At 73.3% G+C, this 3,142-nt stretch carries 3 protein-coding genes and 1 pseudogene; all 4 read right to left on the bottom strand.

The features are described from left to right. The coding region (locus E1291_RS45560; RefSeq protein WP_131743311.1) for an ATP-binding cassette domain-containing protein at window positions 1–818 on the bottom strand (818 nt) is incomplete at its 3' end. 1 nt (window position 819) lies between these two features. Continuing rightward, window positions 820–1,941, bottom strand: a complete 1,122-nt coding sequence (locus E1291_RS40500) for a sugar ABC transporter substrate-binding protein (RefSeq protein WP_131743309.1) — start codon at window positions 1,939–1,941, stop codon at window positions 820–822. A gap of 1 nt (window position 1,942) precedes the next feature. Beyond that, a complete protein-coding gene (locus tag E1291_RS40495; RefSeq protein WP_131743307.1) occupies window positions 1,943–2,845 on the bottom strand; it encodes an ABC transporter substrate-binding protein in 903 nt (300 codons plus the stop codon). Further along, window positions 2,842–3,142: pseudogene (locus E1291_RS40490) on the bottom strand (LLM class flavin-dependent oxidoreductase); the annotation flags it as partial. The pseudogene E1291_RS40490 and the gene E1291_RS40495, both read right to left, overlap by 4 nt.

Genomic DNA, 3,142 nt, shown 5'->3' with positions numbered 1-3,142 from the left:
CAGACGTGTGCTCTTCCGATCTCGCCGGCCGGACCGGCGGCGACCGGGCGGCCGGTCATCAGCTCGGCCAGCTCACCGGCGGTGAGCCCGGCGGCGGGCCGGTCGGCGACCAGTTCCCCGTCGCGCAGCACCAGCACGTGGTCGGCGATCTCCAGGACCTCCTCCAGCCGGTGCGAGATCAGCACGACCGCCGCGCCCCCGGCGCACAGCGCCCGGACGGCGGCGAACAGCCGGGCGACGTCGCCGGCGGCGAGCGCGGCGGTGGGCTCGTCCAGGAACACCACCGGCGGGCGGCCCGCCGGGACGTCGCCCATGACCCGAGCGACCGCGACCATGGACCGTTCCGACATCGCGAGGTCGGCGACGTACGCCCCGGCCGGGACCGCCCCGGCGAACGGCGCGAGCAGCGCGGCGGCGGCCCGCTCCTCAGCCCGGCGGCGGGCCGGGCCGACCCCGCCGGCGCGGCCGGCCAGCGCGATGTTGTCGGCGACGGTCAGCTCCTCGACCAGGCCGAGGTCCTGGTGCAGGAAGCGCAGGCCAGCGGCGTGGGCGCGCTCGGGGGTCAGCGGCAGCGGCTCGGCGGTGCCGCCGACCACCAGCCGCGCGTCCCCGGGATCCGGGGCGTGCACCCCGGCGAGGATCTTGACCAGGGTGGACTTGCCCGAGCCGTTCTCGCCGAGCAGCGCCGTGACCGCCCCGGCCCGCAGCGCGAACGACAGGCCGGACAGCACGCGGTTGCGGCCGAAGCTCTTGCCGAGCCCCCGCACCCGCAGCGCGATCCCGCCGGCCGCGTCGGCCGCCGCCTCGTCCGCGCCCATGTCAGCCGACTCCCCAGAGCTTCTTGTACTGGGCCGCGTAGTCCAGGTCGCCTTCGAAGCGCTGCCCGGCGGGCGGCAGGTTGTCCTTGGTCAGGACGCGGACGGGGATGCCGTCGTCCGCGGGCGGCTGGACCTTGTTGAAGAGGCGGTTGAAGGCGTCGAACGCGGCCCAGGTCGCCCAGCCGTAGGACACCGCGACGTCGGCGACCTGCCCGGCGCCGCCGCGGACGAAGTCGAGGTTGGGCGCGTCGCCCTCGTGCGAGATCTGCGGGATCTTCGACAGGCCGGCCGCCTTGAGCGCGGGGACGGCCCCGAGCGCGATCCCGTCGAACTCGTGCCAGACCACGTTGACCTGCGGGTTGCCCTGCAGGAACGCGACGGCGGCCTGGCCGAGCCGCGGCGTGCCGATGACGTTGTCGGCGATGACGTTGTCCTTGGCGATCTTGCCGCCGCCGTACTTGGCGAAGTAGTCCTTGATGCCTTGGATCTCCTGCCGGTTGGAGGAGTTGGGGGCCGCCCGGAACAGCCCGAGCCGGGCGTCGCCGCCCGTCTCGACGACGGCCTGGGCCGCGGCGATCTGCCCCTGCTCGTAGAAGTGGTAGTCGACGATGTGGGTGATCCCGGGGTTGTTCTTGTTGTAGTCGGTGGTGCCGACCGTGAACTCCACGTGCGGGATCTTCGACTCGGCGATGCGCTGCAGCGCCTTGACGTCGGTGTCGCCCTCGGTGACCTGGCTGAACAGGCCGTCCGGCTTCATCGCGACGGCCTGGGTGACCCCGGCGTCGAAGTCCTTGCTGACGTCCAGCGCGACGAACTTCCAGCCGAGCGCGGCGGCCGCCTGGCGCGCCGTCCTGATGACGTAGGAGTTGGTCTCGCTGAAGGTGTAGCGGTTGAGGAAGACGATGGTCTTGTTCTTGGCCGCGGGCGGCGACGAGGCGGGGCCCTTCCAGGCGTCGGCCTTGCCGGTGTAGGGGGCGAGGAAGTCCTTGGCGGCCTTGACGGCGGCCTCGTTCTTCGCGCCGGACGGGGACGCGGCGCCGCTCGCGCCGTCTCCCGCGCGGCCGCAGCCCGCGGCCAGGAGGACGGCCAGTGCGAGCGGGACGGCGAAACGGATCCTGTGCATGTCAGCGACTCTGTTCGACGATGGAGTTGATCTCGGGGACGACGGCGTCGGCGACCCGGACGGGCCGGTCGAGAAGGCCGGCGGCGTGGAAGAGGTCGGCGGCGTGCTGCTGCTCGGCGACGAACTCGGGGGTCACCGGGTGCAGGCCCCAGGGACGGGTGCGCAGCGCGTGCTCCCACGCGTCCTGGGTCTGGCCGGGGAACAGCGCGGCGGCCTCCCGGTAGTGGTCCTGGACCCACCGGTCCGATTCCTGGAGGGCGTGCACGATGGCGGTCAGCTCGGTGGTGTGCTCCTCGGCCCAGGCCCGCCCGGTGAACCAGAGCGAGCGGTGGGTGAACAGCGACTCGGTCGGGACGAGGTCGCGCGTCTCGGCCCGGGCCTCCACGTCCGTCAGGAAGGGATAGGAGCCGACCCAGGCGTCCACCTCGCGGTCGAGGAAGCGGCGGGCGGCGTCCTCGTAGGCGTCCACCGGCTCGATGTCGGACCAGCTCAGCCCGGCCTTCTCCAGCGCGAGCAGGACCAGGGTGGTCTGCCAGGAACCGTGCCCCAGCGCGACCTTGCGCCCCTTGAGCCCGCGGACGTCGTCGATCCCGGAGTCGGCGTGGACGACGAGGCGCCCGTTCTCGTGCCGGGGCCCGGAGATCGCGACGTAGACGATGTCGTGTCCCCTGCCCTGCGCGGTCACGGGAGGGGTGGAGCCGGTGCCGATGAAGTCGTAGCCGCCGTCGAAGAGGTGATCGCTGTGCAGTGAGGGCAGCTCGTGGCGCGGGTCGGGCCGCGGGCCCGCGGGCAGGTCGCGGAGGTCGACCCACGTCACGTCCGGGATCGAGCGTTCCAGGATGCCGCGGTGGCGGAGCGTCCACAGCGAGTTGTTCTGCGGGAAGTATCCGACGCGTGTCGTCATGCCGGCCGTCCTTTCAGGAGGGGAAGTACGTGCTCGCCGACGCGGCGCGCCTCTTCCAGGTGGGGGATCCCGGCGAGGATGAACGCGTCCACGCCGAGGGCGATGAGCTCGTCGAGCGAGGCGGCGACGCGCTCGTAGGAGCCGACGAGGCCGAACGCGGGGCCGTCGCGCAGCTCGCTGAAGCCGCCCCACAGGCCCGGCTGGACCTCCAGGTCGCGGAACCCGTCGCCGGCGCCGTCGAGGAAGGAGCGGCCGCGCCGCCAGCCGACGGAGTCGCCGCCGGACGGCGCCCGCCCC

It is taken from the genome of Actinomadura roseirufa (assembly GCF_900659635.1).
In the GTDB taxonomy this organism is placed as follows: domain Bacteria; phylum Actinomycetota; class Actinomycetes; order Streptosporangiales; family Streptosporangiaceae; genus Spirillospora; species Spirillospora roseirufa.
The sequence above is the reverse complement of the archived record's forward strand: the minus strand, read 5'-3'. Positions and strand labels throughout refer to the sequence as shown.

What these genes read in the sequence shown, in the direction of transcription:
- E1291_RS40500 (WP_131743309.1), bottom strand. Translation starts at nt 1,941, where the DNA reads ATGCACAGGATCCGTTTCGCCGTCCCGCTCGCACTGGCCGTCCTCCTG.
- E1291_RS40495 (WP_131743307.1), bottom strand. Translation starts at nt 2,845, where the DNA reads ATGACGACACGCGTCGGATACTTCCCGCAGAACAACTCGCTGTGGACG.